This is a genomic window from Cellulosimicrobium sp. 4261, assembly GCF_040546915.1.
Lineage (GTDB): Bacteria > Actinomycetota > Actinomycetes > Actinomycetales > Cellulomonadaceae > Cellulosimicrobium > Cellulosimicrobium cinnabarinum.
In genome coordinates this window covers 1-23,843 of sequence record NZ_JBEPOQ010000004.1, presented here as the reverse complement: position 1 = coordinate 23,843, position 23,843 = coordinate 1, and the positions used below count along the sequence as shown (strand labels likewise).

Annotated in this window: 23 protein-coding genes, 1 tRNA gene and 1 other RNA gene; 18 read left to right on the top strand and 7 right to left on the bottom strand. The window is 75.1% G+C overall.

Annotated elements, in window-relative coordinates; genetic code table 11:
* Positions 1 to 110: 110 nt before the first annotated feature.
* Positions 111 to 605, top strand: coding sequence for a hypothetical protein (locus tag ABIE39_RS06420; RefSeq protein WP_086149779.1), 495 nt, complete (start codon positions 111 to 113; stop codon positions 603 to 605).
* Positions 606 to 632: 27 nt separating this feature from the next.
* Here ABIE39_RS06420 and ABIE39_RS06415 read toward each other — a convergent pair whose 3' ends face one another.
* The 5 genes from ABIE39_RS06415 to ABIE39_RS06395 form a co-directional block, all read right to left on the bottom strand.
* Positions 633 to 1,460 carry a hypothetical protein gene (locus ABIE39_RS06415; RefSeq protein ID WP_209828653.1) on the bottom strand — a complete coding sequence of 276 codons (828 nt, stop codon included), beginning with the start codon at positions 1,458 to 1,460 and terminating at the stop codon, positions 633 to 635.
* A gap of 64 nt (positions 1,461 to 1,524) precedes the next feature.
* Complete coding sequence (locus tag ABIE39_RS06410) at positions 1,525 to 3,192, bottom strand: ABC transporter permease (protein WP_354050927.1); 1,668 nt, start codon at positions 3,190 to 3,192, stop codon at positions 1,525 to 1,527.
* The gene (locus ABIE39_RS06405) at positions 3,189 to 4,124 is read right to left on the bottom strand and encodes an ABC transporter ATP-binding protein (RefSeq protein WP_354050925.1); all 936 of its coding nucleotides are present in this window, start codon (positions 4,122 to 4,124) and stop codon (positions 3,189 to 3,191) included. Before ABIE39_RS06405 ends, ABIE39_RS06410 begins: the two co-directional genes overlap by 4 nt.
* Complete coding sequence (locus ABIE39_RS06400; protein WP_209828646.1) at positions 4,121 to 4,813, bottom strand: TetR/AcrR family transcriptional regulator; 693 nt, start codon at positions 4,811 to 4,813, stop codon at positions 4,121 to 4,123. Before ABIE39_RS06400 ends, ABIE39_RS06405 begins: the two co-directional genes overlap by 4 nt.
* A gap of 289 nt (positions 4,814 to 5,102) precedes the next feature.
* Positions 5,103 to 5,188 (bottom strand) — tRNA-Ser (locus ABIE39_RS06395).
* A 167-nt stretch (positions 5,189 to 5,355) separates the two neighbouring features.
* On the opposite strand from ABIE39_RS06395, the gene ffs reads away from it, so the two are divergent.
* The 9 genes from ffs to ABIE39_RS06350 all read left to right on the top strand — a co-directional run bounded on the left by ffs (position 5,356) and on the right by ABIE39_RS06350 (position 14,962).
* Positions 5,356 to 5,452: signal recognition particle sRNA small type (gene ffs / locus ABIE39_RS06390), an RNA gene on the top strand.
* A gap of 530 nt (positions 5,453 to 5,982) precedes the next feature.
* Positions 5,983 to 6,885 (top strand): MetQ/NlpA family ABC transporter substrate-binding protein, encoded by a 903-nt coding sequence (locus ABIE39_RS06385; RefSeq protein WP_175009253.1) that lies wholly within the window; start codon positions 5,983 to 5,985, stop codon positions 6,883 to 6,885.
* A 170-nt stretch (positions 6,886 to 7,055) separates the two neighbouring features.
* Complete coding sequence (locus ABIE39_RS06380) at positions 7,056 to 8,261, top strand: methionine ABC transporter ATP-binding protein (RefSeq protein WP_209828644.1); 1,206 nt, start codon at positions 7,056 to 7,058, stop codon at positions 8,259 to 8,261.
* Positions 8,261 to 8,923: a methionine ABC transporter permease gene (locus ABIE39_RS06375; RefSeq protein WP_108049735.1), complete on the top strand. Its 663-nt coding sequence runs from the start codon at positions 8,261 to 8,263 to the stop codon at positions 8,921 to 8,923. The genes ABIE39_RS06380 and ABIE39_RS06375 overlap by 1 nt, the downstream gene beginning before the upstream one ends.
* A 147-nt stretch (positions 8,924 to 9,070) precedes the next feature.
* Positions 9,071 to 12,187 carry a DNA polymerase III subunit gamma and tau gene (locus ABIE39_RS06370; RefSeq protein WP_354050922.1) on the top strand — a complete coding sequence of 1,039 codons (3,117 nt, stop codon included), beginning with the start codon at positions 9,071 to 9,073 and terminating at the stop codon, positions 12,185 to 12,187.
* Positions 12,188 to 12,234: 47 nt separating this feature from the next.
* A complete protein-coding gene (locus ABIE39_RS06365) occupies positions 12,235 to 12,831 on the top strand; it encodes an RNA polymerase sigma factor (protein WP_354050920.1) in 597 nt (198 codons plus the stop codon).
* Positions 12,828 to 13,694 carry a hypothetical protein gene (locus ABIE39_RS06360; RefSeq protein ID WP_354050918.1) on the top strand — a complete coding sequence of 289 codons (867 nt, stop codon included), beginning with the start codon at positions 12,828 to 12,830 and terminating at the stop codon, positions 13,692 to 13,694. The genes ABIE39_RS06365 and ABIE39_RS06360 overlap by 4 nt, the downstream gene beginning before the upstream one ends.
* A gap of 83 nt (positions 13,695 to 13,777) precedes the next feature.
* Positions 13,778 to 14,377: a recombination mediator RecR gene (gene recR / locus ABIE39_RS06355; protein ID WP_021483478.1), complete on the top strand. Its 600-nt coding sequence runs from the start codon at positions 13,778 to 13,780 to the stop codon at positions 14,375 to 14,377.
* A gap of 15 nt (positions 14,378 to 14,392) precedes the next feature.
* A complete protein-coding gene (locus ABIE39_RS06350) occupies positions 14,393 to 14,962 on the top strand; it encodes a DUF5063 domain-containing protein (protein ID WP_061268027.1) in 570 nt (189 codons plus the stop codon).
* 41 nt (positions 14,963 to 15,003) lie between these two features.
* On the opposite strand, the gene ABIE39_RS06345 is transcribed toward ABIE39_RS06350, so the two are convergent.
* Together ABIE39_RS06345 and ABIE39_RS06340 are read right to left on the bottom strand one after the other, a co-directional pair.
* The gene (locus ABIE39_RS06345; RefSeq protein WP_354050916.1) at positions 15,004 to 15,507 is read right to left on the bottom strand and encodes an SRPBCC family protein; all 504 of its coding nucleotides are present in this window, start codon (positions 15,505 to 15,507) and stop codon (positions 15,004 to 15,006) included.
* A 92-nt stretch (positions 15,508 to 15,599) separates the two neighbouring features.
* On the bottom strand, positions 15,600 to 15,965 hold the full coding sequence (locus ABIE39_RS06340) for an ArsR/SmtB family transcription factor (protein WP_354050914.1): 366 nt from the start codon (positions 15,963 to 15,965) through the stop codon (positions 15,600 to 15,602).
* A gap of 117 nt (positions 15,966 to 16,082) precedes the next feature.
* Here ABIE39_RS06340 and ABIE39_RS06335 point away from each other — a divergent pair, with 117 nt between their 5' ends.
* The 8 genes from ABIE39_RS06335 to ABIE39_RS06300 all read left to right on the top strand — a co-directional run bounded on the left by ABIE39_RS06335 (position 16,083) and on the right by ABIE39_RS06300 (position 23,663).
* Positions 16,083 to 16,898: a TSUP family transporter gene (locus ABIE39_RS06335; RefSeq protein ID WP_255437278.1), complete on the top strand. Its 816-nt coding sequence runs from the start codon at positions 16,083 to 16,085 to the stop codon at positions 16,896 to 16,898.
* A gap of 96 nt (positions 16,899 to 16,994) precedes the next feature.
* Positions 16,995 to 17,525 (top strand): hypothetical protein, encoded by a 531-nt coding sequence (locus tag ABIE39_RS06330; RefSeq protein ID WP_061268025.1) that lies wholly within the window; start codon positions 16,995 to 16,997, stop codon positions 17,523 to 17,525.
* A gap of 73 nt (positions 17,526 to 17,598) precedes the next feature.
* Positions 17,599 to 18,441 carry a DUF4097 family beta strand repeat-containing protein gene (locus ABIE39_RS06325; RefSeq protein WP_354050911.1) on the top strand — a complete coding sequence of 281 codons (843 nt, stop codon included), beginning with the start codon at positions 17,599 to 17,601 and terminating at the stop codon, positions 18,439 to 18,441.
* Between the two features lie 36 nt (positions 18,442 to 18,477).
* Positions 18,478 to 19,314, top strand: a complete 837-nt coding sequence (locus ABIE39_RS06320) for an ATP-binding cassette domain-containing protein (protein ID WP_175009247.1) — start codon at positions 18,478 to 18,480, stop codon at positions 19,312 to 19,314.
* Positions 19,311 to 20,075: an ABC transporter permease gene (locus tag ABIE39_RS06315; protein ID WP_354050907.1), complete on the top strand. Its 765-nt coding sequence runs from the start codon at positions 19,311 to 19,313 to the stop codon at positions 20,073 to 20,075. Before ABIE39_RS06320 ends, ABIE39_RS06315 begins: the two co-directional genes overlap by 4 nt.
* Positions 20,076 to 20,232: 157 nt before the next feature.
* Positions 20,233 to 21,027 carry a formate/nitrite transporter family protein gene (locus tag ABIE39_RS06310; protein WP_209828629.1) on the top strand — a complete coding sequence of 265 codons (795 nt, stop codon included), beginning with the start codon at positions 20,233 to 20,235 and terminating at the stop codon, positions 21,025 to 21,027.
* 139 nt (positions 21,028 to 21,166) lie between these two features.
* Positions 21,167 to 22,504: an aspartate kinase gene (locus tag ABIE39_RS06305; protein ID WP_074804183.1), complete on the top strand. Its 1,338-nt coding sequence runs from the start codon at positions 21,167 to 21,169 to the stop codon at positions 22,502 to 22,504.
* Between the two features lie 25 nt (positions 22,505 to 22,529).
* A complete protein-coding gene (locus ABIE39_RS06300) occupies positions 22,530 to 23,663 on the top strand; it encodes an aspartate-semialdehyde dehydrogenase (protein WP_354050904.1) in 1,134 nt (377 codons plus the stop codon).
* Positions 23,664 to 23,843 lie beyond the last annotated feature (180 nt).

Below are 23,843 nucleotides of genomic sequence, written 5' to 3'. Positions count from 1 at the left end.
CCGCGGGCGGACGGCCCCGCCCGTCGGGAGGCCGTGAGGATCCGGGCGCGGGCCGTGTGCGTTCCGTCAGGCCTGGTTCCCGCCCCCGCCGCGCGCGGTAGACCGGAGTCATGACCCTCGTGCACACCGCGTTCTCCGCCCGGCTCGCCGCGCTGCGCGGCGCTCCCTCGTCGGCCTGGCCGGGCGGCACCGTCCTCGCCCCGCACGACGTGCTCGTCGACGGGACGAGCCTCGCCGCCTGCGCCCGGCTGCGCGCGACCCCGACCGTCCACGTGCCCGCGAGCGCCGACCCCGGCCGCGTCGGGCGGCTGTGGGAGGCGTCGCCGCGGTGCGTCGTGCTCGCCGGGGTGGAGGACGTCGTCCCGCGCCTCGGCGGCCACCACCGTCAGGTGTGGCTCGACGCCGACCTCGACGCGTGCGGCGCGGTGGTCGAGGAGGCCCGGCTCGTCGGCCGCGTCTCGGCGGCACCCCTGCGCCGCTTCACCGTGCACCCCGCCCCCGGTCGCGCCGGGGGCGTCGCGCGGCTCCCCGAGGACCTGCGGCGTGGTGACGTCGTCGCGGTCCCGTGCCCCGGCGTCGTGCAGGAGCGCGAGCTCCGGCGCTGACCGCAGCCGCGGGTCGTGACGGGACCGCTACGGCGCGGCCGGGCCCGTCGCGTCGTCGACGAGGCGCGCCAGCTCGCGCACGACCGCACCCGGCAGGGCCGGCGGGAAGAGCAGCGCGCGCTGCCGCTCGCCCGCCCGCCAGCCGTCGCACGCGAGCGCAGCGAGCACGAGGGACGACGGCGCGCCCTCCTCCCGCCACGCGCGCAGCACGTCCGCGTGGACGGTGTGCTGACCCTCGGGCACGTCGTCGCGCGCGACCCCGCCGAGGGCGTAGAGGCGCAGGAGCGCCGCCGCCTTGCGCGAGTCGTCGAGCGCCGCGACCGACGCCGCGACCGCGGCGCGCGACGGGTCGAGCCGCAGCGGCGAGAGGTCGTCGAACCCGGACTGCACGACCTCGATCGCGACGTCGTCGACCAGCGTCTCCGCGTCCCCGAACATCGACCGCAGGGTCGACTCGCTGCGGTCGCACCGCCGCGCGACCGCGGCGAAGGTGACGTTCTCGACCCCCTCCTCGAGCGCGACCCGCAGCACCGCGTCCACGAGCGGGCGCTCGTCGTCGCGGAACGGGTCCTCGTCGAGCTCGACGTCGCGGAACACGACGGCGCGCGCGGGCGGCCGGACGTCGGCGTACCGGGAGAGGTCGTCGACCAGCTCGTCCCACTCCGTCTCGGTGAACCGGTACGCGTCCTGGTACAGGCCCAGCCACGTGCCCTCGAGCGCGAGGGCCGCGACCCAGGTGCGCGGCTCGCGGGCTCCCGCACCCTCGGTCGGCTCCCGCGTGGGGATCGCGTCGACCCACTCGTGCAGGGTGGCCCTGGCCGAGCGCGTCGCGTCGCTCCGGTCGGGCGTGGACATGACCGTCACCTCCGTGGTCGGAAAAGGTGGATCGAGCCTAGCCGGAGCCCACGACGGCCACGCGTCAGGGGCGTGGGACGTCGCGGCGGCGGAAGCCCGCGAGGCCCAGCGCGACGAGCACGACGGCGAGGAGCGTGAGCCAGACGAAGGGCCACGGCTCGGCGGCCGCGCCGGGGAGCTGGGGCACGTGCCAGAAGGGCGAGATCCCGCTCGCCCACGACGGCAGGTCGAGCAGGGCGCCGAACATCGTCACGACGAACGAGTAGGCGAGGAGCGCCCACGCGAGCGCCGCGAGGCCCGGGCGCGACCCGAACGCCGCGACCGCGACCCCCGCGACGACCGCGATCGCGGGCAGGTACGCGAACGACGCCGCGAGATAGTCGCCGAGGCTGAACGCGTCCTCCCCGACGCTCAGCGCGCCGAGCCACAGCCCGACGGCGCTCACGGCGAGCAGGACGCACGTCCCGGCCAGGGTCACGACGAGCTGGCCCGCGAGCCACCGCACGCGCCCGACGCCCGTCGCGAGCACCGGCTCGAGCCGCCCCGCGGTCTCCTCGCCCCGCGCGCGCTGCGCCGAGGCGACGGCGAACCCGCCCGCGCCGAGCCCGAGGAAGAGGGCCATGACGGCGACGAACCCGCCCACGAGGTCGGACGCGTCGCCGATCATCTGCGCGATCTCGGGGTTGTCCGCGACCATGTCGCCCACCGAGTCGACGAACGTCCCGCACGCGAGCGCCGTGACGCCGACCCCGACGGCCCACGCGAGCACGGACGCGCGCTGCTGGCGCCACGCGAGGGCGAGCGGGCTCGCGAGCCACCGGGCGGCGTCGGGCCGGCCCGCGCGGGGCGGGACGAGCCCGGCGCCGAGGTCGCGCCAGGCGGCGAGCGCCGCGCCCAGGGCGAGGAGCAGCACCACGAGCGCGACGGACAGGCCGAGGGGCCACCAGCGCAGGTCGACGAACGCCCGGATCTGCTGCGCCCAGCCGATGGGGGAGAGCCACGAGACCCAGCTCCCGTGCTCCTCCTGCACGTCGCCGACGGCGCGGAGCAGGAACGCGACGCCGAGCACGGCGAGCGCGAGCCCGCTCGCGCCGCGCGCGTGCTCGGTGACCTGGCTCGTCACGACGGCGACGGCCGCGAACACGAGGCCCGTGACCCCGACGGCGGCGCCGAGCGCGAGGGAGTCCACGGCGTCGAGACCGGTCGCGACGAGCACCGCGCCGGTCGCGAGGGCGATGGCCGCGTTCGCGACGACCGCCGCCACGAACGCCGCGGTCGCGGGCGCGTGCCGCCCCACGACCCCCGCCCGGACGAGCTCGGCCCGGCCGGTCTCCTCCTCGGCACGCGTGTGCCGCACGACGAGGAAGATGCTCATGATCGCGACCGCGACCATGACGGTGAGGGCCATCTCGTTGGCGATCATCGCGCCGAGCGTGTAGTCCTCGATGCCGTACTGCGGCCCGGACAGCATGATGCCCGCGGGGCTCGAGACGAGCGCCGCGCGCGCCTGGCGGTCGGCCGCCGTCGGGTAGAGCGTGTCGAGGGCGACAGCCGCGTACCCGAAGAGGAGCGCGACGGAGGCCGTCCAGACGGGGATGCGGACGCGGTCGCGGCGCAGGACGAAGCGCAGCAGGGTGAGCCAGCCCGTGGCCGCGCGCCCGGGGCGGGGTGGCTCGGGAGCGACGGCGGTCGCGCGACGCCCGCGGGGCGGCGCCGCGGTGGGGGCGCTCACAGCGCACCGGCCCCGTCGAGCTGGGCGAGCTCGTCGCCGTAGTGGCGCAGGAACAGCTCCTCGAGCGACGGCGGCGTGACCGTGACGGACCGCAGCCCGAGGTCGGTGAGCGCGCGCAGCACGGGCTGCACGTGGTCGTTGTCGACGTCGAACCGCGCCCGCGTCCCGTCGGCACCGGGCTCGACGAGGAGGTCGTGCACGCCGTCGAGCGTGTCGAGGGCGGCGGGGTCGCGGTCGGTCACCGCGGTGACCGACGACCGCGTGAGGTGCCGCAGCTCGGCGAGCGTGCCGGACTGGACCGTGCGGCCGGCGCGGATGATCGTCACCGTGTCGCACAGCTTCTCGACCTCCGCGAGGATGTGGCTCGAGAGCAGGACCGACCGCCCCTCCGCCGTGACCTCGCGCACGCACTGCGTGAACACCGACTCCATGAGGGGGTCGAGGCCGGACGTCGGCTCGTCGAGCACAAGCAGCTCGACGTCGGACGCGAACGCCGCGACGAGCGCGACCTTCTGCCGGTTCCCCTTGGAGTACGTGCGCGCCTTCTTCGACGGGTCGAGCTCGAAGCGCTCGAGCAGGAGCGCCTTGCGGCGCGGGTCGACGCGCCCGCGCAGCCGGGTGAGCAGGTCGATCGCCTCGCCGCCGGTGAGGTTCGGCCACAGGCTCACGTCGCCCGGCACGTACGCGAGGCGGCGGTGCAGGTCGACGGCGTCGCGCCACGGGTCCCCGCCGAGCAGCCGGGTGGTCCCCGAGTCGGCGCAGAGCAGCCCGAGCAGCACCCGGATCGTCGTCGACTTCCCGGCGCCGTTCGGTCCGAGGAAGCCGGCGACCTCGCCGGTGCGGACGGTCAGGTCGAGGCCGTCGAGCGCCTGCACGTGGCCGAACGCCTTGCGCAGGTCGTGCACCTCGACGGCGGGGGTCGTGCTCGTCATCGCGTCTCCTCCTGGTGGGTGGTGTGCCGGACGTACGCGTCGAGCAGCGTCGGCTCGACGAAGAGCCCTTCGGTGAAGACCTCGAGCGCGGGCAGCATCACGCGCTCGACGTACTCGCGGAGGTCGGCCTCGGGGTCGCGCGGCTCGGTCCGCTCGCGCAGCGCGCCGTCGACGAGGAGCGAGCCGAGGGAGAGCGAGACGAGGTACCGCGCGCGGGCGGGCTCGTCGCGGCTCGGACGGATCACCCCGGCGGCGACGCCGTCCTCCATGTACTCGAGCGTGACCTGCGTGAGGTGCTCGACGAAAGACCGTGCGAGGTCGCCGCCCGCCTGGAGGCTGCGCAGCGTGTACTCGAACACGGGCGCGTAGTCCTCGATCCCGGCGAGCTGGGTGAACAGCGCCATGGGCCCGGCCGCCGGGTCCTGCGGCGAGATCGCGTCGGTCTTCGCGGCGCGGACGGCGTCGAACACGTACGCGTCGCACGCGCGGCGCAGCCCGTCCTTGGAGCCGAAGTGGTGCACGACGAGCGCGGCGCTCACGCCCGCGTCGGTCGCGATGGCGCGCAGCGGCGCCCCGAACCCGTCCCGCGCGAACCGGGCGATCGCGGCGTCCCGGATCCGGGCGCGGGTCGTGAGGTCGTCGGTGCCCGACGGCGGGGGCGTGCTCGCTGGCGGCTGCTCTGAACGCATGTTCAATAGACTAAACGCGTGTTCAACGGCTGTCCAGCGATCCAGGGAGGTCCCAAGGTGGGCGGATGTGGCGAAGATCCGGGACTCCGGGGCTCTCCACCCCTGCCGTTCCGGGCCGGACACCCGTAGGCTGGGGGGAGCCGTCGGCGGCACCGCCGGCGCCACGTCCCGGCGCGTCGGACCGTCGGGACGTCGAGAGGCCCGTCGCACCTGTGCGACGGGCCTTTTCGGTGTGCGCGTTGCACGACGACGAAGGGCCCGCCGCGAGTGCGGCGGGCCCTTCGATCTGCGGAGGATGGGGGATTCGAACCCCCGAGGGCTGTTAACCCAACACGCTTTCCAAGCGTGCGCCATAGGCCACTAGGCGAATCCTCCTGGCGACGGTCGACGACGCACGGGTGCGCACCGACAGCAGCACAACGAGGATACCGGACGGCGGCTCCCCGACCGAATCGCCTCCGGGAGGCGCTGTGGTGGAACGCGCGGAGGAGCGCGTGGGGGAGCGGGTTTCGAGCGCGGCGCCGACCTGGGCTAGGGTGGGTGCAGACCCCTCGTGCGGCATCATCTCGCCGAACTCCCCCAGGGCCGGAAGGCAGCAAGGGTAGGTGAGCTCTGGTGGGTGTGCGAGGGGTCCTTTGCGTCCCCGGACCCGCTGCGGCCCCTCGCCGGCTGCGCCGTCCGGCCGTTGCGCGGCGGTGCGCGCGTGCAGCGGCGCCTCGGTGCGCAGCGCTGCGGCGAGTCTGACGGAATTACCCCCTTCTGTCCCGATGAGAGCGCCCTTGTTCCCGACATGCGACCACTTTGCGGTCCACATCGTGGACTTTCGCGGCCGGAGATTGGCGTGCGGGCCGCCGTCGTGCCCATGATGTCGGCATGACCCGCCAGCACGTCGTCACCACGACCCCGCGCGCAGCAGCCTGCGCCGGCTCGTCGTGCTGTCGCCGCGTGCGCACCGGGCGAATGTGCGGCTGCTGACGCCGTCGTGACCCGCAGGGAGACCTGCGCCGCACCCGCCGCGTCGTCCTCGACGACGACCGGCTCCCGCTCGCCGCGTGGCTGATGGCCCGCCGGAAGCACCCCGAACCCCACTGCCTCGCAGGGACCCCCCTGCACCCCCGGCCGTGCTGTCGCCACCCGTGACCGCACCGCCGTCGTCGGAAGGAACCCCCATGTCGTTCTCCACCACCCGCAAGCGCCTGACCTGGACCGCGATCGCCGCGACGGCCGCCCTGACCCTCACCGCGTGCGGGGGCGGCGACTCCTCGGGCGGTGCCTCCGGCGAGAGCGGCGACGAGGGCCCGATCCGCGTGGGCGTCGTCGGCGCGTCCGACGACAAGTGGGCCGTCTTCCAGGAGCAGGCCGAGGCCGAGGGCATCGAGGTCGAGCTCGTCGACCTCCAGGACTACACGCAGGCGAACCCCGCGCTGTCCCAGGGCGAGCTCGACGTGAACCAGTTCCAGCACCTGCAGTTCCTCGCGGGCTACAACGTGGACGCGAACGACGACCTGCAGCCCATCGGCGCGACCGCCGTCTACCCGCTCGGCCTGTACTCGACGAAGCACACGTCGCTCGAGCAGATCCCCGACGGCGGCCAGGTCGCCGTGCCCAACGACCCGACGAACCTCGCCCGCGCGCTCCTCGTGCTCCAGGAGGCCGGCCTCGTCGAGCTGAAGGACGGCGGGAGCTCGATCTCGACCGAGGCCGACGTGCTGCCCAGCTCCAAGGTGACCGTCACGCCCGTCGACGCCGCGCAGACCCCGATCCAGCTCCAGTCGGTCGACGCGTCGATCATCAACAACGACTTCGTCGAGGACGCGGGCCTCTCGCCCGACGAGGCCCTGTTCCAGGACGACCCCGACTCCGACGCCGCGAAGCCCTACATCAACGTGTGGGTCGCGCGCGCCGAGGACAAGGACGACGAGACGCTGCTCAAGCTCGCCGAGCTCTCGCACTCGCCGGAGGTCGTCGAGGCCGAGAAGAAGGCGTCGGGCGGCACGGCCGTCATCAAGGAGAACTCGCCGGCGGAGCTCCAGGAGATCCTCGCGGGCATCGAGGCCGACATCCGCGGCTGACCCGGCACGTCCCGGGCGACGGGAGGGCGGGCGCGCAGGACGCGCCCGCCCTCGCGCGCCGTCGTGCCGGGGAGAGACGATGGCAGGCGGACGGCTCGCCCGACGGCGGGCGCCCGACCGCGCCAGGCGGCCCGGCCCTGCGGCCCGGCCTCCGACGAGAGGATTCCGACGTGACCGACGTCCCCCGCGACCCGGGTGGTGACGAGCAGCCCGCGATCGAGCTGCGCCACGTGAGCAAGACCTTCGGCGAGGGCGACGGTGCCGTGCACGCGGTCGACGACGTCTCGCTGTCCATCCGCCGCGGCGAGATCTTCGGCGTCATCGGCTACTCCGGCGCCGGGAAGTCGACGCTCGTGCGGCTCGTCAACGCGCTGGAGACGGTGACGAGCGGCGAGGTCGTCGTCGACGGCCAGGTCATCACGGGCCTGTCCGAGCGCCGCGTGCGCGAGGTGCGCTCGCGCATCGGGATGGTGTTCCAGCAGTTCAACCTCCTGTCGTCGCGCACCGTCGCCGGGAACGTGGCCTACCCGCTCAAGGTGGCGGGCTGGTCGCGCGAGAAGCGCGCGGCGCGCGTCGCCGAGCTCCTCGCGTTCGTGGGGCTCGCCGACAAGGCGAAGGCCTACCCGCGCCAGCTCTCGGGCGGGCAGAAGCAGCGCGTCGGGATCGCCCGCGCGCTCGCGGCGCAGCCCACGATCCTCCTCGCCGACGAGGCGACCTCCGCGCTCGACCCCGAGACGACGCGCGAGGTCCTCGCGCTCCTGCGGCGCGTCAACGCCGAGCTCGGCATCACCATCGTCGTCATCACGCACGAGATGGAGGTCGTGCGCTCGACCTGCCACCGCGTCGCCGTGATGGAGCACGGGGAGGTCGTCGAGACGGGCGACGTGTACGACGTCTTCTCCGCGCCCCGCGCCGACGCCGCGCAGCGGTTCGTCGGCACCGCGCTGCACGACCGGCCGTCGCGCGAGACGCTCGCCCGCCTGCGCGAGCGCCACCCGGGCCGCCTCGTGACGGTCGGCGTGCGCGAGGGCGCGAGCACCGGGACGGACCTGTTCCGCCTGCTGCGCGAGCACGACGTCGACGGGTCCGTCGTCTACGGCGGCATCTCCGAGGTGGGGGAGCGGCCGTTCGGGTCGCTCACCGTCGAGCTCGACGCGCCCGAGGACCGCATCGCGCCGTTCCTCCTCGCACTCGGCGAGCGTGCCGACGTCGTCGACCTCGGGACGGCGGCGCACCCGCTCGACGACCCGCGCGTCGCGCGCCTCGCCGCCGCGCCGGCCGACGAGGACGCCCCCGACCCTGCGGACGACCCGGGCGGACCGTACGGCCTGGCCCGCGAGACCCTCTTCCGCCACGGCAACCTCGGAGGCCGCTGATGAACCGCGACTGGTCCCAGCTGTGGCCGATCCTCGTCGAGTCGTTCGGCCAGACGCTCCAGATGGTGTCCGTCGCCCTGCTCACGGGCGGTGTCGCGGGCCTCGCGCTCGGCATCGCGCTCTACGTGACGCGGCGCGGCAACCTGCTCGCCAACCGCTGGGTGTTCGGCGTGCTCAACGTGCTCGTCAACATCGTCCGGCCGATCCCGTTCATCATCTTCGTCACGCTGCTCGGCCCGGTGACGCTCCAGGTGGTCGGGACGACGCTCGGCACGGAGGCGTTCATCTTCCCCCTGTCGGTGATGACGGCGTTCGGCACGAGCCGCATCGTCGAGCAGAACCTCGTGGGGATCGACCCGGGCGTCATCGAGGCGGCGCGCGCCATGGGCGCGTCGTCGTGGCGCATCATCACGACGGTGCTCGTGCCCGAGGCGCTCGCGCCGCTCATCCTCGGCTACACGTTCCTCTTCATCGCGGTGCTCGACATGTCCGCCATCGCCGGGATCATCGGCGGCGGCGGCCTGGGGAACTTCGCGATCGTCTACGGCTACCAGCGCTACAACTGGGCCGTCGTGGTCGTGACGGTGCTCGTCATCATCGCGATCGTCCAGGTCGCGCAGCTGCTGGGCAACTGGCTCGCGCGCAAGGCGCTGCACCGCTGACCTGCCCTCGCCGAGATCGACCCGCGCGTCCCCCGATCGACCTCCTGAGGGTCGATCCCCGGCGTGCGGGTCGATCTCGTGGCAGCCCGGCGGGACGACGGCGGAGCGACCTCGTGCGTGTGGGTCGCGGCGTCTAGAGTGACCGGGGTGAGCACCGCCCTGTACCGCCGCTACCGGCCCGAGACCTTCGCCGAGGTGATCGGTCAGGACCACGTGACCGCACCGCTCATGCAGGCGCTGCGCAGCGGTCGCGTGAACCACGCCTATCTCTTCTCCGGGCCCCGGGGGTGCGGCAAGACGACGAGCGCGCGCATCCTCGCGCGCACGCTCAACTGCGAGCGGAACACCCCGGAGAGCCCGCTCGACACGCCGTGCGGGCAGTGCCCGTCGTGCGTCGAGCTCGCGCGCGGCGGCCCCGGCAGCCTCGACGTGGTCGAGATCGACGCGGCGTCGCACAACGGCGTGGACGACGCGCGCGAGCTGCGCGAGCGCGCCGCGTTCGCCCCCGCGCGCGACCGGTACAAGATCTTCATCCTCGACGAGGCGCACATGGTGACGCCGCAGGGCTTCAACGCCCTGCTCAAGCTCGTCGAGGAGCCGCCGGAGCACGTGAAGTTCGTCTTCGCGACGACGGAGCCGGACAAGGTCATCGGCACCATCCGCTCGCGCACCCACCACTATCCCTTCCGCCTCGTCCCGCCGGACGTGCTCGGCCCCTACCTCGAGGAGCTCTGCGCGGCCGAGGGCGTGGCGATCGGCAGCGGCGTCGTCCCGCTCGTGACGCGCGCGGGTGGCGGCTCGGTCCGCGACTCGCTGTCCGTCATGGACCAGCTCATCGCGGGCGCCGAGGACGGCGCCGTCGAGTACGAGCGCGCGGTCGCGCTCCTCGGCTTCACCCACGCCACCCTGCTCGACGACGTCGTGGACGCCCTCGCCGCGCGCGACGGCGCGAGCATCTTCCGGGTCGTGGACCACGTCATCGCGACGGGGCACGAGCCGCGGCGCTTCGTCGAGGACGTGCTGGAGCGCCTGCGCGACCTCATCGTCATCGCGGTCTCGGGCGACGAGGCGCAGGCCGTCCTGCGCGACCAGCCAGCCGACCAGCTCGAGCGCATGCGCACGCAGGCGCAGCACCTCGGGGTGGCCGAGCTGTCCCGGGCCGCCGACCTCGTCAACGCCGCGCTCACCGAGATGACGGGCGCGACGTCGCCCCGCCTGCACCTCGAGCTCCTCATGGCCCGCCTGCTCCTGCCCGGGGCGGACGACGGCGCGGCCGGGTTCGCGGCGCGCCTCGACCGGCTCGAGCGCGGGGGCCTGGGCAACGTCGTGGTCCCCCCTGCCGCGGGGACGCCCGCCCCGGGCGACGGCGCCGCTGCCGCCCCGGCCGGGGCTCCGGCCGGCGCGCCCTCCTCGGGCCTCACCGGCGCCGCCGCCGTCCGCGCGGCTCTCCGGCCTGCGCGACCGGCCCAGGCTGCTGCGGCCCTCACGGGCGCGCCGGTCGCGCAGGACCCGACGCCGGTCGGGCGCGTCGAGGCTCCCTCCGCGCCGGAGCAGGACCGCCCGTCCGGCGACGCTGCCGCGTCGCCCGCTGCTGACGGCGTCGCGGCGTCGGCGGCCGACGGTGCCGAGCGCACCGCCGGCCAGACCTCTCGCACCGACCCGCCCGCGCCCGGCGAGGCGACCGCACCTGCCGAGGTGCCCGTCCCCGAGCGGACCGGTCCCGCGCACGGTGGTGCGAGCGCCCGGCCGCGCACCGCGGCGGACAGGACGACCGGCTCGGCGCCCGACACCCCGACCGGCTCGACGCCCGGCGCAGGGCCCGGCTCGGCGCCGGACGAGGCGTCCGCGTCGGCGTCCGACAGGGTGGACGAGGCTCCGGCCGAGCGCGCACGCGACACCGCCGCCCCGGCTGCCGTCGCGTCGCGCGCCCCCGAGGGGCCGCGTCAGGAGACGTCGCGCGAGGAGGCGCCTCGCGAGGAGGCGCCTCGCGCGGCGGCCTCCCACGAGGAGGCGGCCGCGCCGTCCGCTCCGGCAGCGGGTGGTGCGAGCGCTGCCCTGACGACCGAGGAGCTGCGCCGGCGCTGGCCGGAGGTCCTCGAGAACCTCCGCGCGAGCCCCGTGACGTGGTCGCTGGTGAGCGCCAACGCACAGGTCGCGGAGCTCGGCGCCGACGTGCTCTACCTCGCCTTCCCGTCGCCCGGGCTGGCTCGCACGTTCTCGTCGTCCCGGCACACGAGCGCGGTCCAGGACGTCGTCTACCAGACGCTCGGGCTCCAGGTCCGTGTCGAGCCGCGTCTCGACGAGGGTGGCCAGGCGGGCGGCGGCTCGGCACCGTCGTCGGGCCCCGCGCCGGCATCGCCTGCGCCGTCGACGGGCCCCGCACCGGCGCCCGCGCCCGCCGCCCCGGTGCCCGGCGCCCCGGCGCCCGGCACGGCGGCGACCGCCGTGGCGGCCGGTCCCGCCGCGTCCGGCCCCGCGGGGTCCGCCTCGGCGAGCACCGGGGCTGCGGCCCTCCACGGCCCGGGCGGCGCGCAGGCAGGGGTGCCGGTCGCGACCGTCGCGGCGCCGAGCGCTCCCGGCGTGGCCCGCTCCGCGAGCACCTCCCGCCCGGCAGAGGAGGCCGCGGAGGCACACGGGACCCCGCGGGCCGCCGTCGCGCTCCAGGAACGACCGAGCACGGAGACCGCGCCCGCCGCGCCCCCGGCCGGATCGACCGTGGTGGACGCCGCCGACGAGGCGTGGCTCGCCGGGGCGTCGGCCCCGACGCCCGCGCCCGAGTCGCGCGCGGACAGCGCGGACGAGGCGTGGCTCGCGGGGCTGCCCGCGGAGCCGCCCGCCGACCTCGACGACGGCCCCGAGCCGGAGCCCGTGCTCGAACCGGCCTCGGCGCCCACCCCGACCGTCCCGCAGACCTCTGCCCGGACCGCGGCGCCCGCCGCCCCCGCGCCCGGACGCCCCGGCGCGGCGACGCCCGCGGGCCCGCGCCAGGAGGCGCCTGCCCGGACGGCGGCACCGGCCGCTCCGGCGAGCTCGTCGGCAGCGCCGTTGCGCGGCGTCTCCGCCGCGCGCGCGGCGATCGCGGCGGCCCGCGTCCCGCGGACCGAGGAGCCCGCGCGGCGGGGCGAGACGTCCGCCGTCGACCCGATGGACGACCTCCCGTCCGCGGACGACCCCGACATCGTCTCGACGGGCCTCGTCGGGACCGCGCTCGTGGTGAGCCTGCTCGACGGCAAGATCATCGAGGAGATCCAGGACCAGGGCTGACGGGCGCCCGCCGAAACAGCGGGCCGGGTGCCGGACACGAACGGGGTATGAGCCCACCACCCGTGGCGGACCGTGACGAACGGTTCCGCGACCTCTACCGAGACACGTACGCCGACGTGCTCCGCTTCGTGCGGCGGCGCACCGACGACGACCACGCCGAGGACGTCGTCCACGAGGCGTTCGTCGTCGCGTGGCGCCGGATGCGCGACCTCCCACCGACCCGGGACGCCCAGCGGGCGTGGCTGTTCGGGGTCGCGCGCGGCTGCCTCCTCAACGACCGGCGGGCGAGCACCCGACGCGGTGCGCTCGGTGTCCGGCTCGCCGCGCAGCCCGAGCCGCTCCTCCCGGCCCCTGACGAGCAGACGGCTGCGCGCTCCGACCTCGCGGCGGCGTGGCGCCGGCTCACCCCGGACCAGCAGGAGGTGCTCTCGCTGCTCCTCTGGGAGGACCTGCCGTCCGCGGACGCAGGACGCGTCCTCGGCATCTCCGCGGTCGCCTACCGGCTCCGTCTGCACCGTGCTCGCACGGCGCTCCGTCGGCTGCTCGCCCTCGACGAGGGTGCCGACACGGACGGTGCGGACCACCGGCCCGCCGCCCCCCGTGCCCGATCCCTCGACGTCACCGCCCAGGAGGCGCTCCGATGACTCACGACGACCTGACCGTCCTCCGCGGGCTCGACGCCGCCCCCGCGTCCGACCTCTCCGCCGCCGAGGCCGCACGTGCGACCCAGGGCCTCGACCGCATCCTCGCGGGCGAGGAGCCCGGCACGACGGGTGCCCGCGCCGTCGGGCACCTCGCCGTGCAGGCCCGGCGCCGCACGGCGCGCCGGGTCGGCATCCCGGCGGCCGTGGCCGCTGTCGCCGCGGTGGCGTTCGCGGTCCCGTTCGTCGGCCCGGCGCCGCACGCGCTCGCGTCGTGGACGCCCGAACCGGACCCGCTCTCCGCGCAGGACCTCGCCGTGCTCGACGCGGCGTGCCGCGCGCGGGTCGGTTCCGAGCGGGTGGTGACGGTCGACGACGTCGTGCTCGCGGAGCGTCGCGGCTCGTGGGCGGCCGTGATGTACCTGCACGACGACGCACAGGGGCAGACCCTGCAGTCGTCGTGCGTCGGCTACCTGCCCCCGGGCGCGGACGAGGCGGAGGACCTCTCCGCAGCGTCCGCGAGCGGTGGCGGTCTCGTCCCGTCCTCCCGCGGCGTCGCGGAGGGCGCGATGTTCCAGTCGGGCGGCAAGGCCTACCCGTGGAGCCGCGAGCGTCCCGTGCTGTCGATGACGGGCGGGCGTGCCGGCGCCGACGTCGTGGCGCTCACGCTCCGGCTCGCGGACGGGACCGCCGTCGAGACCACGCTCGAGGACGGCCGCTTCGTGGCCTGGTGGCCCGGGCCGATCTTCGACCCGGCGACGGTGGGCGGTCCCGGCGGCGAGGGCGGCCCGGAGCCCGCCATCACCTACGAGGCGACGTACGCCGACGGCACGACGCGGACCGTGACGCCCGAGCCGCCGGGATGACCGCGGCCTGAACGCCGACCCGGCCGTCCGCGAGGGCGGCGGGCCGGGCCCGGCGTGTGGGCCGCGCCCCGTAGGCTGGGGGCGTGTACGAAGGCGCGGTCCAGGACCTGATCGACGAGCTCGGCCGACTCCCCGGCGTCGGGCCCAAGAGCGCGCAGCGCATCGCGTTCCACCTGCTCGCCGCGGACGCGGTGGACGTGCGCCGGCTCGCCGACGCCCTCACCGAGGTGAAGGCGCGCGTCCGCTTCTGCGAGACGTGCGGGAACGTCGCGGAGTCGGAGCAGTGCCGCATCTGCGCGGACCCGCGCCGCTCGCCCGAGGTGATCTGCGTCGTCGAGGAGCCCAAGGACGTCGTCGCGATCGAGCGCACGCGCGAGTTCCGCGGCCGGTACCACGTGCTCGGCGGGGCCATCAACCCGATCGAGAACGTCGGGCCGGGCGACCTGCGGATCGCGGAGCTCATGAGCCGGCTCGCGGACGGGCAGGTGACCGAGGTGATCCTCGCGACCGACCCGAACGTCGAGGGCGAGGCCACCGCCACCTACCTCGCGCGCATGCTCGGCCCCATGGGCCTGCGCGTGACCCGCCTCGCGTCCGGGCTCCCCGTCGGTGGAGACTTGGAGTACGCGGACGAGGTGACGCTCGGCCGGGCGTTCGAGGGCCGACGCCTCGTCGGCGGCTGACGGGAGGCGACGAGCATGGGGGAGATCCACAACGACCCCGACCTGCGGGAGATCGCCGAGGGCATGGCGGAGCAGGCCCGCGCCTACCTCACCACGACGACGCAGGTCGCGTCCGGCGCGGCCCCGGGGGCGGTGCTGCCGCTCCTGCTCCTCGCGCTGTCCGACGCGCTCGCGGCGGGCGCCCGCCTGGGAGCCGTGGGCGACGTCGTGCCGGTCGAGCGCTTCGAGCCCGACGCCGGCCGCGACACGGACGTGGACCCGCTGCGGACGGCGCTCGCGCGGCTCTTCGACGGGTTCGACGACTACGCCGAGATCACCGACCCGCTCGTCGGCGCCGAGGTCGGTGCGGCGTCGCTCTCGGGCGACCTCGCGTGCGTCGCCGAGTGCCTCGCGAAGGGCCTGCAGCACTACGACGCCGGGCGCGAGCTCGAGGGGCTGTGGTGGTGGCAGTTCTCGTACGTCTCGCTGTGGGGGGAGCGTGCCGCGAGCGCGCTGCGCGTCCTGCAGCTCGCGCTCGCGCACCTGCGTCTCGACGTCGAGGACGACGTCGCGACCGAGGCGGAGTACGACGCGCTCCAGTCCTGAGCCGTCGCTCCGGCTGACGCCGTGCCGCGGGCGTCGCGCGGTCAGACGGCGTCGCCCGACCGGCCGTAGTGGTCCGCGAGCCCGGCGAGGTACGGCTCCCACGGCACGGTGGCGGCGTCGCGCCCCTCGCGGACGGCGACGAGCCGGTCGAGGTAGTACTCCCACCCGGGCCCGACGTTCCGGGCGTCGTCGCCGGGGCCGAGGAGCTGGCGGAAGGTCAGCGTCGTGACGCCGTCCTGCTCGGCGAGCTCGAAGGACAGGTGCCACGTCTGGTCGCCCGACGACGTCACCCCGGCGAAGCGGTGCGGCGGCTCGCACCGGGTGATGCGGTACTCCTCGGGCTCGGGGTCGTCGCTCTCGGCCGTCATGAAGAACTCGACGCGGCCGGTCGAGGGGTCGCCCTCCCAGTAGCCGATCCAGCGCGCGAGCCGGTCGGGCTCCGTGAGGCTCGCCCACACGTCGTCGGCGGGGGCGCGGAACGTCCGCGTGACGACGAGCTCGTCGCCCGCGGGGCCGCGCTCGACCGTCCCGCCGGGTTCCGGCACACCGGGTTCCGGCACACCGGGTTCCGGCACACCGGGTTCCGGCGCACCGGGTGCCGTCGGCGCGGGGGCTGGCGAGGGGTTCGTCGGGTCGCTCATGCGCTCTCCTCCTGCTGGGTCGTGCCGCGTTCGGCACGACGTTCTCGGGTGGTGCGGCGGACCTCGAGGTCGAGGCCGTCGAGCGCCCGCGCCGGGACGGGCGGGGCGGGTGCGGTGAGCGCCGCGAGGAACGCGGCGAGCGGGTCGAGCGCGGCGGGCCGCAGCGAGTAGAGGCGACGGCGTCCCGCGACGACGGCCTCGACCAGCCCGGCCTCGCGCAGCACGCGCAGGTGGCGGCTCACGGCGGGGCGGGAGACGTCGCCGCGCACGCGCGCGAGGTCACCCGCGCTGAGCGACCCGGCCCCCAGCGCGCGGAGCAGGTCGCGGCGCACGTCGTCGGCGACGGCCTCGAACACGTCCATCCAGGAAGCGTAACCGCGATGTTACGCATAGGGAAGAGCTTCCTCAGCCGTGGACGGGTCGCGGACCGGTCGTGGACCCGGCCCGGGCGCGCCGCGTCCGCGTGGTACCACTGGGGGGTGCTTCCCGCCCTCTCCCTCCCGGTCTCCGGCGGCCTCGAGATCGACGGCGTGACCGTCCTCCTGCTCGTCCTCGCCGCGCTCACGGCGGGGTGGATCGACGCCGTCGTCGGCGGGGGCGGGCTCGTCCAGCTCCCGGCGCTGCTTCTCGTCCCGGGCATCAGCCCCGTGCAGGCGCTCGCGACGAACAAGCTCGCGAGCATCATGGGGACGTCGGTGAGCGCCGCGACGTACTACCGGCGCGTCGGGCCGGACCTGCGCACGGCCGGGCCCATGGCGCTCGCCGCGCTCGTGGGGGCCGTCGGGGGAGCGGCGCTCGCGTCGCGCATCCCGGCCGACCTGTTCAAGCCGATCATCCTCGTGGTGCTCGTCGGCGTCGCGGCCTACACGATCGCGAAGCCGAGTCTCGGGCACAGCACGAACCTGCGCTGGGAGGGCAACGGCCACCGGTGGGCGGCGGCCGGGATCGGCCTGGTCATCGGCACCTACGACGGCCTGCTCGGACCGGGCACCGGGACGTTCTTCGTCATCGCGCTCGTGAGCATCCTCGGGTACGCGTTCCTGCCGGCGTCGGCGCTCGCGAAGATCGCGAACTTCGCCACGAACGCCGGCGCGCTGATCTTCTTCGTGCCGTACGGCGCGGTGCTGTGGGGGCTGGGCCTCCTCATGGGCGCGGCCAACCTGCTCGGGGCGTACGTGGGCGCCCGGATGGCGGTCGCCAAGGGCAGCGCGTTCGTACGGGTGGTCTTCGTGGTCGTCGTCGGCGCGCTGATCGTCAAGCTCGGGTACGACGTCGTCCGCGACCTCACCGCCTGAGCTCTCCGCACCGTCGGGGTCCGATGCCACCAGTGGTGTCAACGTGTTGTCGCGGAGGGGTTGCAGTGACACCACTCGTGGTGCCATGATGGCGTCATGGACCTCACCCCGTATGTCGACGACCTCCAGAACCGCCTCGCCGCCGCCGCGGACGCCGCCGGGGACGACGGCCGTCGGCTCGCGGAGCGCCTGACCGCACCGCTCGACGCGGCCGTGCGTCTCGTGCTCCTCGACGCGCTCTCCGCCGCGGCGGGGGAGATCTCCGCAGACCTCGCCCCGGGGTCGGTGGACGTGCGGCTGCGAGGCGGTGCCCCCGAGTTCGTGGTCGCCGTCCCCGCCGCCGCGCCCGCCCCGGTCGAGGGCCTCGTCCCCGCGAACACCCCGGCCACGGCCGCCGGGCCCGCGCCGTCCGACGTCGAGGCCGGGGCCACGACCCGCACGACCCTGCGCCTGCCCGACCACCTCAAGACGCAGGCCGAGACCGCCGCCGCCCGCGACGGCGTCTCCGTCAACACGTGGCTCGTGCGCGCGGTCGCCGCGGCGCTCGAGCAGTCCACCGGGCGTCCGGCCGCGCAGGCCCGCCCGCAGCAGCGCGGCTCCGCCCGCGTCACCGGCTGGGTGCGCTGACCACCTCGGTCTCCGTCCCCGCCCCCTCCGACCGCACCTGACACCACCACGACACCACTCCTGGAGCTTCGTCATGCCCACTTTCCCCGCCCCGCAGCCCCTGCCCGTCGTCGTCGACGTGCCGTTCGCCCACCTGCACGTGGTCGCCGGGGACCGCGACGACGTCGTCGTCACGGTCCTGCCGACCGACCCGGCCAAGTCAGGCAGCGTCCGCGCCGCCGAGGCGGTCCGCGTCGACGGCGACGGCAGCGCCCTCACGATCTCCTACCCCGGCTCGTGGAAGCAGTACGTGCTGCCGTTCGCGTCCGGCACCGCCGACATCACCGTCGAGCTGCCCGCGGGCTCCGACGTGCGCGGCAAGGCGGGCTCGCTCTACGCCGAGGGCAGCCTCGGCACCGTCGAGATGGCGCTCTCCGCCGGGGACGCTCGCGTCGAGGACGTCGACCGGCTCGACGTCAAGACCTCGGCGGGCTCCGTGGCGGCGCGTCGCGTGCGGGGCTCGCTGGACGCCCGCGCCAGCGCCGGGTCGGTCCGCGTCGAGGAGGTCCGTGGCGAAGGCACGATCAAGGCGACGAACGGCACGACGACGGTCGGCGCCGTCACCGGCTCGCTCGCGGTGCACGGTGCGCACGGCGACATCGCGGTGGCCCGCGTGAGCGGCACGGTCACGGCCAAGTCCGCGCACGCCGGCATCCGGGTCGGGCGCCTGGAGTCGGGGAGCGTCACCCTCGCGACGTCGTACGGCTCGATCGAGGTGGGCGTGCCCGAGGGGACCGCCGCGTTCCTCGACGCGAGCTCCGAGCACGGCAGCGTGCGCAACCACCTCACGCCCACGGAGGGCCCCGTCGAGGACGAGGCCACCGCGGAGATCCACGCCAGCACCGGGTTCGGCGACGTCGTCGTCCGCCGGCCCTGAACCACCCACCAGAACCCAGGGATCGGAGATCCGCAGATGTCTGCTGACCAGACCCTCGCGCCCGCCGTCCGGGTGCGAGGCATCGAGAAGTCGTACGGCGACCTGCGCGTGCTGCGCGGTGTCGACCTCGAGGTGGCGCGCGGGAGCATCGTCGCGCTGCTCGGGTCCAACGGTGCGGGCAAGACGACGCTCGTGCGGATCCTGTCCACCCTGCTCGCGCCGGACGCCGGCACCGCGACCGTCGACGGGTTCGACGTCGTCGCGCAGCCCGGGCACGTGCGCGAGTCCATCTCGCTGACGGGGCAGTTCGCCGCGGTCGACGAGGTGCTCACCGGACGGGAGAACCTGGTCCTCGTCGCCCGCCTGCGGCACCTCGCGGACCCGGGGCGCGTCGCGGACGAGCTGCTCGCCCGGTTCTCCCTGACCGACGCCGGGGCCCGCCGCGCCGGGACCTACTCCGGCGGGATGCGGCGCCGGCTCGACATCGCCATGAGCCTCATCGGCGACCCGCCGGTCATCTTCCTCGACGAGCCGACGACGGGCCTCGACCCGCAGGCCCGGATCGAGGTCTGGGCCACGGTGCGCGAGCTCGCGCGCGGCGGCACCACCGTGCTGCTCACCACCCAGTACCTCGACGAGGCCGAGCAGCTCGCCGACCGGATCGCGATCCTGCACCGCGGGACGATCATCCAGAACGGCACCCTGGCCGAGCTCAAGGCCCTGCTGCCCCCGGCGACCGTCGAGTACGTCGAGAAGCAGCCCTCCCTCGAGGACGTGTTCCTCGCGCTCGTCGGCGACGCCGGCGACAGCGCCCCCACCGCGGACCGGACGAGCGTCGACGGCGCCCGCCCGGCAGGAGAGGAAGCCCGATGACCACCCACGCCCTGGCCGACACCCGCGCCCTCACGGGCCGCTCGCTGCGCCACGTCCTGCGCAGCCCGGACACGATCATCACGACCGCCGTGACCCCGATCGCGCTCATGCTCCTCTTCGTCTACGTGCTCGGGGGCGCGATCGACACCGGCAGCGGCGAGTCGTACGTGAACTACCTGCTGCCCGGCATCCTGCTCATCACGGTCGCGTCCGGCGTCGCGTACACGTCCTACCGGCTGTTCCTCGACCTGCAGGGCGGCATCGTCGAGCGCTTCCGGTCCATGCCCGTCGCCCGGTCCAGCGTCCTGTGGGCGCACGTGCTCACCTCGCTCGTGGCGAACCTCGTCTCCGTGACCCTCGTCGTGGGTGTCGCCCTCCTCCTGGGGTTCCGGACCGACGCGTCCGTCGGGGCGTGGCTCGCCGTCCTCGGCATCCTCGTCCTGTTCGTCCTCGCGCTGACGTGGCTCGCGGTCGTCGCCGGGCTGTCGGCCAAGACGGTCGACGGCGCGTCCGCCTTCAGCTACCCGCTGATCTTCCTGCCGTTCGTCAGCTCGGCGTTCGTCCCCACGGACAGCATGCCGGGACCGGTCGCGTGGTTCGCCGAGAACCAGCCCGTGACCGCGATCGTCGACACCCTGCGGTCCCTCTTCGCCGGCCAGCCCGTCGGGAGCGACATCTGGGTCGCGCTCGCGTGGCTCGTCGGCATCCTCGTCCTCGCCTACGCGTGGGCGACAGCGGTCTACCGGCGCCGCCTCGGCTGACGACCGAGCGGGACCGACGCCCGGGGGCCGCGCGCGGGAGACCGTGCGCGGCCCCTCGCCGGTCCGCACCCCGGAGCCGACGCGCGGACCTTCGGTCCCGAGCCCGGGCGACCACCGACCCTGTCCGGGAGGTCGCCCGGACGCGAGGATCGAGGTCGTGCAGACCCTCGCCCAGGCGGTGACCACCCAGTCGGAGGCGGCCCGGGAGAAGGTGCTCTTCGCCAGACGTCCCGGGCGCTACCTCGTCGCGGCGATGCTCGCGGGCGCGTACATCGGCGTCGGCGTCGTGCTCATGGTCGCGACGGCGGGCCCGTTCCTCGCCGCCGGGGCGCCCGCCGAGCGGCTCGTCGCCGGGGGCGTGTTCGCCGCGGCGCTGACGCTCGTCGTCTTCGCCGGGGCCGAGCTCGCCACGTCCGCGATGATGGTCCTCACCCAGGGCGTCGCGACGCGCGCCGTCCGCGTGCGCGACGCCGTCGCCACGCTGGGCCTGTGCCTCGTCGGCAACCTGGCCGGGTCGATGCTCTTCGGCTGGGTCGTCACGCAGGCGGGCGTGCTGCGCTCGAACGCGGCGGCGGGCGAGATGGTCGCCTCGATGCTCCGCGCGAAGGCGCACGAGACCGGGGGAGAGCTCTTCTTCCGCGGCGTGCTGTGCAACATCCTCGTGTGCGCCGCGATCTGGGCCTGCGGGCGCCTGCGCTCGGAGGCCGGCAAGGCGGTGATCCTGTTCTGGGGGATCCTCGCGTTCATCGCGTCCGGGTTCGAGCACGTCGTCGCCAACATGACGACCTTCTCCCTCGGGCTCTTCGGCGACCTCGGCCCGACGACGTGGGCCGACTTCGGCCGCAACCTCACCTGGGTGGGCCTCGGCAACCTCGTCGGCGGGGCCGTCGTCGTCGGGCTGGCGTACGTCGTCGTGGCCGGGCCGCGGGCCCGCGTGCTGCCGGAGGTGTGACCCCGGCGGCGGCCTGCCGCGGTCCGCAGGGCGGGACGGGCTTGGCCGGGGCCCGGGACGCGTGCCTATCATCGACCGACCCACAAGCACCCGGCGGGCCGTTGAGAGAGACGGAGGCCGGCGACAGATGGAGCAGCACGTGGCACTTGTCGTGCAGAAGTACGGCGGTTCGTCCGTCTCGGACGCCGAGAGCATCAAGCGGGTGGCCAAGCGCATCGCCGAGGCGAAGCGGGCCGGGAACGACGTCGTCGTCGTGGTCTCGGCCATGGGCGACACGACCGACGAGCTCATCGACCTCGCCCAGCAGGTCAGCCCCCTCCCGCCGCAGCGCGAGATGGACATCCTCCTCACCGCGGGCGAGCGCATCTCGATGTCGCTGCTCGCGATGGCGATCACGAGCCTCGGCGTGAAGGCGAAGTCGTTCACCGGGCAGCAGGCCGGCCTCATCACGGACGCGGTGCACGGCAAGGCGCGCATCGTCGACGTCGTCCCGACGCGCGTGCGCGAGACCCTCGACCGCGGCCAGGTCGCGATCGTCGCGGGCTTCCAGGGCGTGACGCAGGCGACGAACGACGTGACGACGCTGGGGCGCGGCGGGTCGGACACGACCGCGGTCGCGCTCGCCGCGGGGCTCGACGCCGACGTGTGCGAGATCTACACCGACGTGGACGGCGTGTTCACGGCGGACCCGCGCATCGTGCCGTCCGCGCGCAAGATCGACCGGATCACGTACGAGGAGATGCTCGAGATGGCGGCGAGCGGCGCGAAGGTCCTCGCGCTGCGCTGCGTCGAGTACGGCCGCCGGTACGGCGTCCCCATCCACGTGCGCTCGTCCTTCAACGGCAAGGACGGCACGTTCGTCAGCGCGGACGCGTACACCGCGCGCCCCGGCGCGAGCGCCGCCTCCCCGGCCGGCACCGCCGGCAGCACCGCAGACCTTCCCGAGGAGACCGTCATGGAAGACCCGATCATCTCCGGCGTCGCGCACGACCGCAGCGAGGCCAAGATCACCGTCGTCGGCGTGCCCGACGTCCCGGGCACGGCCGCCCGGATCTTCGAGGTCGTCGCGGGCTCGGGCGTGAACATCGACATGATCGTGCAGAACGTGTCGGCAGCCCGCACGGGTCTCACCGACATCTCGTTCTCCCTCCCCGAGGGAGACGGCCCGGCCGCGATGTCCGCGCTGTCGGCGCTGCAGGCCGAGATCGGGTTCGACTCGCTCCAGTTCGACGACCAGATCGGCAAGCTCTCGCTCGTCGGCGCGGGCATGAAGTCGCACCCCGGTGTCTCCGCGAAGCTGTTCGGCGCGCTGCGCGACGCGGGCATCAACATCGAGATGATCTCCACCTCGGAGATCCGCATCTCCGTCGTCACGCGCGAGGACTCGCTCGACGACGCGGTGCGCGCCGTGCACACCGCCTTCGAGCTCGACGCCGCCGACGGCGAGGCCGTCGTCTACGCCGGCACCGGCCGCTGACCCGACGCAGGAGAGGAACCCACCCATGAGCACCCAGAGCACCCCGGGCCTGCACCTCGCCGTCGTCGGCGCGACCGGCCAGGTCGGCGCGGTCATGCGCCGCCTCCTCGACGAGCGCGACCTGCCGGTCGCGAGCATCCGCTACTTCGCGTCGGCGCGCTCCGCCGGGTCGACGCTCCCGTGGCGCGGGACCGACGTCGTCGTGGAGGACGTCGCCGCGACCCCGACCGAGGACCTGCGCGGCATCGACGTCGCGCTCTTCTCCGCGGGCGGCGCGACGTCGAAGGCGCAGGCCGAGCGCTTCGCCGCCGCGGGCGCCGTCGTCATCGACAACTCCTCCGCGTGGCGCATGGACCCCGACGTCCCGCTCGTCGTCTCGGAGGTGAACCCGGGCGCGCTGCGCGAGGCGCGCAAGGGAATCATCGCCAACCCGAACTGCACGACGATGGCCGCGATGCCGGTCCTCAAGCCGCTCGCGGACGAGGCCGGGCTGGAGCGCCTGATCGTCGCGACGTACCAGGCCGTCTCCGGCGCCGGGCTCGCCGGCGCGGAGGAGCTGCGCGCCCAGGCCGTCGCGGGCGCCCAGGCCGAGGCCGCCGCAGCCGACGGGTCCGGCCCGGGCCTCGTCGGTCTCGTGCACGACGGCGGCGCGGTCGCCCTCCCGGAGCCCGCCGTCTTCCCGCGGAACGTCGCGTTCAACGTCGTGCCGCTCGCCGGGTCGATCGTCGACGACGGGCTGGAGGAGACGGACGAGGAGAAGAAGCTCCGCAACGAGTCGCGCAAGATCCTCGGGCTGCCCGAGCTCGCCGTCGCGGGCACGTGCGTGCGCGTCCCCGTGTTCACCGGGCACTCGCTCGCGATCCACGCCGAGTTCGGCGCCCCGATCACGCCCGACCGGGCGCGCGCGATCCTCGCCGACGCCCCCGGCGTCGCGCTCGCGGACGTGCCCAACCCGCTCGAGGCGGCGGGCAAGGACCCGTCGTTCGTCGGCCGGGTCCGCACCGACCAGTCGGTGCCGGGCGGGCGCGGTCTCGTGCTGTTCGTCTCGAACGACAACCTCCGCAAGGGCGCCGCGCTCAACGCGGTCCAGCTCGCCGAGCTCGTCGCGCAGGACCTCGACGGCGTCCGCGCCGCGTTCGTCCCGGCCCTCGCACAGTAGAGCCCCGGGTCACGCGAGGTAGAAGCCCGGTACCGCGGGGTAGAGCCCCGGTCCCGGGGGGGGGGGGGGGGGGGGGGGGGGGGGGGGGGGCCGGGGGGGGGGGGCGGGTGGGGGGGGGGGGGGGGGGGGGTGCGTCGGTCAGGATCGCGCCCTCTGGCGAGGGCGCGCCGGACGCGCCCG

Coding starts and splice junctions, on each gene's coding strand:
- ABIE39_RS06325 (WP_354050911.1), top strand. CDS start 17,599: ATGCCCACTTTCCCCGCCCCGCAGCCCCTGCCCGTCGTCGTCGACGTG.
- ABIE39_RS06400 (WP_209828646.1), bottom strand. CDS start 4,813: ATGCGTTCAGAGCAGCCGCCAGCGAGCACGCCCCCGCCGTCGGGCACC.
- ABIE39_RS06385 (WP_175009253.1), top strand. CDS start 5,983: ATGTCGTTCTCCACCACCCGCAAGCGCCTGACCTGGACCGCGATCGCC.
- ABIE39_RS06315 (WP_354050907.1), top strand. CDS start 19,311: ATGACCACCCACGCCCTGGCCGACACCCGCGCCCTCACGGGCCGCTCG.
- ABIE39_RS06405 (WP_354050925.1), bottom strand. CDS start 4,124: ATGACGAGCACGACCCCCGCCGTCGAGGTGCACGACCTGCGCAAGGCG.
- ABIE39_RS06415 (WP_209828653.1), bottom strand. CDS start 1,460: ATGTCCACGCCCGACCGGAGCGACGCGACGCGCTCGGCCAGGGCCACC.
- ABIE39_RS06330 (WP_061268025.1), top strand. CDS start 16,995: ATGGACCTCACCCCGTATGTCGACGACCTCCAGAACCGCCTCGCCGCC.
- ABIE39_RS06320 (WP_175009247.1), top strand. CDS start 18,478: ATGTCTGCTGACCAGACCCTCGCGCCCGCCGTCCGGGTGCGAGGCATC.
- ABIE39_RS06350 (WP_061268027.1), top strand. CDS start 14,393: ATGGGGGAGATCCACAACGACCCCGACCTGCGGGAGATCGCCGAGGGC.
- ABIE39_RS06340 (WP_354050914.1), bottom strand. CDS start 15,965: ATGGACGTGTTCGAGGCCGTCGCCGACGACGTGCGCCGCGACCTGCTC.
- ABIE39_RS06300 (WP_354050904.1), top strand. CDS start 22,530: ATGAGCACCCAGAGCACCCCGGGCCTGCACCTCGCCGTCGTCGGCGCG.
- ABIE39_RS06365 (WP_354050920.1), top strand. CDS start 12,235: ATGAGCCCACCACCCGTGGCGGACCGTGACGAACGGTTCCGCGACCTC.
- ABIE39_RS06420 (WP_086149779.1), top strand. CDS start 111: ATGACCCTCGTGCACACCGCGTTCTCCGCCCGGCTCGCCGCGCTGCGC.
- ABIE39_RS06375 (WP_108049735.1), top strand. CDS start 8,261: ATGAACCGCGACTGGTCCCAGCTGTGGCCGATCCTCGTCGAGTCGTTC.
- ABIE39_RS06360 (WP_354050918.1), top strand. CDS start 12,828: ATGACTCACGACGACCTGACCGTCCTCCGCGGGCTCGACGCCGCCCCC.